General features: G+C 26.0%; 3 protein-coding genes. 1 reads left to right on the top strand and 2 read right to left on the bottom strand.

Annotation, left to right across the window (positions count from 1 at the left end; translation table 11 throughout):
- Positions 1–145: 145 nt before the first annotated feature.
- Positions 146–1,333: a [FeFe] hydrogenase H-cluster maturation GTPase HydF gene (gene hydF, locus Q0F58_RS17940; protein WP_294379222.1), complete on the bottom strand. Its 1,188-nt coding sequence runs from the start codon at positions 1,331–1,333 to the stop codon at positions 146–148.
- 434 nt (positions 1,334–1,767) lie between these two features.
- A complete protein-coding gene (locus Q0F58_RS17945) occupies positions 1,768–2,520 on the bottom strand; it encodes a signal peptidase II (protein WP_294379223.1) in 753 nt (250 codons plus the stop codon).
- Positions 2,521–2,707: 187 nt separating this feature from the next.
- Between Q0F58_RS17945 and Q0F58_RS17950 the strand changes: the two genes are divergently transcribed.
- Positions 2,708–3,514: a pyruvate, water dikinase regulatory protein gene (locus tag Q0F58_RS17950; protein WP_294379224.1), complete on the top strand. Its 807-nt coding sequence runs from the start codon at positions 2,708–2,710 to the stop codon at positions 3,512–3,514.
- The last annotated feature ends 249 nt before the right edge of the window (positions 3,515–3,763 follow it).

Genomic DNA, 3,763 nt, shown 5'->3' on the forward strand with positions numbered 1-3,763 from the left:
ATAACAAGGATTTATCATAAATGTTTTTTATTTTATTCAGTTGTAAAATTATTCAAGCATTTTTGCACTATTATAGATTTAATTATAATATAGTAGAGATGATTAAAATAATATGGTAAGGTATTTATAAGTTTTATATAGAAAATTAGAGAAATCCACATGCTCTATCAAGAATTCCATTTAATTCAGCAAGAGCCACTCCAAAATTAGTTATAGGTATATTTTGTTCTTTAACATGTTCTAATCTAGAAAGCAGTTGTCTTCTTGTAAACATACATGAACCACATTGAATAATTAATTTGAATTCAGAAAGGTCTTCTGGGAAGTTGGCTCCTGTTATGTTAACTATGTCTAGTTTACCACCAATATGCTTTTCTAATAACATAGGCAATTTTTCTCTCGCAATATCTCCTTTAAGAGGGTGATGAGTGCATGATTCAGCAATTAGTACTTTATCACTAGGTTCAAGTGAATTTATAGTTTTAGCACCATCAATAAATAAATTTAAATCCCCTTTATATCTGGCGAATAATATGGAGAATGAAGTTAATTTTAAATGTTTAGGAATTAGTTCATTTACTTTCTTAAACATTTGCGAATCTGTTATTACTAAATCAGGATCGCTTTTTAAAGAATTAAGAACATCTAAAAGTTCAGTGTCTTTTACAGTTAATGCCATTGCATCGTTATCAAGTATATCTCTTATTATTTGAACCTGTGGAAGTATAAGTCTTCCTTTAGGGGCCTGAATATCCTGAGGGGCAACAAGGATTATTTTATCTTTGGGTTTTATTATATCTCCAAGAATTGTAGGCATTTCAAAATCAATTGGAGCATTATCAATTAATAATTTCTTTAAACCAGAAATATTTATTTTTTCTTTAGCACTTATTTCTGCAAATGGAATATCAAAATTTGATTTTATCAATTCACAATTTTCTTTTGATATATCTATTTTATTTATTACTCCTATTATTGGTATGTTTTTTTCTTTTAAATTTCTATACCATTCTAATTCATTACTAAGATTACTATTACATGCATCAAATACAAGAACAGCTAAATCTGTTTTTTCTATAACTTCCTTTGTTTTTTCTGTTCTTAATTTACCGAGAGAGCCTTTATCATCAAGACCAGCAGTATCTATAAGTACAATAGGACCTAATGGTAAAAGTTCCATTGATTTTGAGACAGGGTCTGTTGTAGTACCAGGTATATCTGAAACTACAGATAATGATTGATTAGTCAATGAATTTATAAGACTTGATTTGCCTGCATTTCTTTTTCCGAATATTGAAATATGAAGTCTATTTGCTTTTGGTGTGTTATACATAATTACAATTACTCCTTATATGTTTATTTAAAATATATGTTCATAAGTAATAAAACACAATAGTAAAAGAAAATTTTAATTTGTAAATTATTTAATTCATGTTGTACTTCTACAACAAAATATAATGATCAAAGAAATTTTGTAAGGATTTCATCATTAAATTGTTCTTTGGTAATAAATATGTGTGTTTTAAACAAATAAAAAAGATCTTCTATGAATCATAGAAGATCTTTTTATCAAAAAACCTATATATCAATATTGTTATGAAAAATTATATAGGTTGTGTATTTAAGATTTAATTATGTCTTCTTTTTGCTCAGAAAATATTCTTTGCAATCAGATTCAAGTAAATAAATTTATATTTAGCTATGTATACTACTATAAATTGTAACATATTAGGTATTGTTAAATCTATAATTTACACATAATAGAATTTATTTCTTGGATTTAAAGGTATTTCTTATATCATTCTTAATAAAAAGAAGAAATTTCTTTAAATTATTAAAATCTTCTTTCACAGAAGTATCCTCGTCAGAAGAAAGATAACCATTATTAAATAGTGTAAGAACAAAGAATAAAATACCAAGGTTAATGTAGATATCTTTTATGTCGGCTATAAACAAATTACTTATTCCAATGAAATCCAGGCTGCCTCCATAGAAAACTTTATCTATAAGTGAGCATAAAGCACCACAAAAGACAAATATAAAACACATATCAGACCAGAAATCCTTTTTACTTTTAGAATGGTAGTATCTATATATTTCAATAAATAGAAAAAGAGCTAAAATATTGATTGTTATTAATAAAGGAAAACTTACTGAGGTTCCAAATCTGGCATTTAGCCATGAACCATTAGTGTTTATTATTGGATGAAAATAAAGCATATTGTTTATAATAGGTTTATTTATTTCAAAGAAATATAATTTTATTAATATTTTTATACCTTGATCTAATATAAAGAAAAATATAAATAATAGCAGTATTATGCTAGATTTAAGACCTTCATTATATTTTAGACTTAAAAAATATATCATATATCCTGTTAATGCAAAAATGAGCATCAAAAATACATTAAAAATTATTGTTTGCATATCAGTAATTCTGCCAGTGAATAATTCAAATAATATATAAATCAACCACATAGCTGGAAGAACTCCTATTGTAAGCATTTTTTTAGTATTCATAATTTCACCTCCAAATAAGTCCCGCTATTTTAAAGTGTAACATATGGTAAATAAAAATTCACTACTATTAAAAATATAAAAAGTGGAGTAAGATAAAAATATAATTAAATTATGTAAAAATGTTAGTAAAAGGGTGTGAAAGAGTCAAAAATATAAAAGAGATAGTAGAGAAAGAGGGTATGGTATTATGTTGACAATTTTAGCAGTATCTGATTCTATAGGAGAAACTGCCAATCAAGTTGCAGTTGCTGCAGCAAGTCAGTTTGTTGAAAAAGTGGAGGTTAAAAGGATTCCATATATTAAAACATTAGAAGATGTAGAGGAAGTTATTAAATGTGCAGAAGGATGTGAAAGAGTTATAATAGTGTCTACTATAATAACTGTTAATGTTAGAGAATATCTTACACAAAAGGCTATGGAAAAAAATATTTCTGTTATGAATGTATTAGGACCTATAATAAATATTGCATCAAATATTTTGAATACACAGCCAACATATAATCCAGGAGCAATGAGACAGACTGATGAAGAATATTATAAGAGAATAGAAGCCATGGAATTTGCAATGCAATATGATGATAGTAAAGACTATAGAGGGTTAAAGAATGCTGATGTGGTTCTAATTGGTTTATCTAGAACTTCAAAAACGCCATTATGCATGTATTTAGCAAATAAGGGAGTTAAGGCAATAAATATACCTTTAATGCCTGAAGTTGGAGTTCCAGATGAATTGTTTGAAGTTGATAGGAAGAAAGTATTTGGGTTGACTATAAATCCTCTTAGATTAATAGAAATAAGAAAGAGAAGGTTAGATAAGTTTCATAGATTGACTTCAGATATTGAATATGCTGGTGATGCAAGAGTATTAGAAGAACTTGAATATGCTGATAAGATAATGAGAAAAGTAGGATGTAAAATTGTAGATGTTACAGAAAGAGCAATTGAGGATACTGCCTTAATCATTCTTAATAGTATTGGATATAATAAGAAATAATAGGATATTTATTTATGTTACAAAATTAAAATTTATCTTGTATATGCAAAAATTTCATTGCTAATCTGTGTATTATGCATTGTAATATAATTTAAAACACATTTATTAAAATCAAATTAGATTTATACTTTGATTAATGATAGATGTGTTTTTTATACATGTTTTAATATTAAACTATAATAGTGCAAAAATGCTTGAATAATTTTACAACTGAATAAAATAAAAAACATTTATGATAAATCCTTGTTA

This window comes from uncultured Clostridium sp., assembly GCF_934754915.1.
Classification (GTDB): Bacteria; Bacillota; Clostridia; order Clostridiales; family Clostridiaceae; genus Clostridium.

What these genes read in the sequence shown, in the direction of transcription:
- hydF (WP_294379222.1), bottom strand. Translation starts at nt 1,333, where the DNA reads ATGTATAACACACCAAAAGCAAATAGACTTCATATTTCAATATTCGGA.
- Q0F58_RS17950 (WP_294379224.1), top strand. Translation starts at nt 2,708, where the DNA reads ATGTTGACAATTTTAGCAGTATCTGATTCTATAGGAGAAACTGCCAAT.
- Q0F58_RS17945 (WP_294379223.1), bottom strand. Translation starts at nt 2,520, where the DNA reads ATGAATACTAAAAAAATGCTTACAATAGGAGTTCTTCCAGCTATGTGG.